The 315-nt window shown below is 72.7% G+C and carries 1 pseudogene; it reads left to right on the top strand.

The features are described 5' to 3' along the window. Nucleotides 1-315 (top strand): annotated as a pseudogene (locus ADL03_RS06895) (FAD-containing monooxygenase EthA); the annotation flags it as partial.

Here is a 315-nt window from a genome sequence, read left to right as displayed (position 1 = left end):
CGGCGAACCGCACATCCGGTTCGATCGCCGGGTTGTGCGCGGCGACTGGTCGTCGGCCGGCGGTCGGTGGGGGGTCGAGTTAGTGCGCGGCGGCCCCGGGGAGAGAGTCGCGCTCGCGGCGAACTGGATCTTCTGCGCGTCCGGCTACTACCTCTACGACGAGGGCTACGCGCCGCAGTTCGAGGGGCTCGACGACTTCCCCGGCGAGATCGTGCCCCCGCAGCACTGGCCGGCCGACCTCGACACCACCGGCAAGCGCGTGGTCGTGATCGGCAGCGGCGCCACGGCGGTGACGCTGGTGCCCGCGCTGGCGAA

The organism is Nocardia sp. NRRL S-836 (genome assembly GCF_001279525.1).
GTDB lineage: Bacteria > Actinomycetota > Actinomycetes > Mycobacteriales > Pseudonocardiaceae > Lentzea.
Note: the sequence above shows the minus strand (reverse complement) of the source record. Positions and strands in the feature narration are given on the sequence as shown.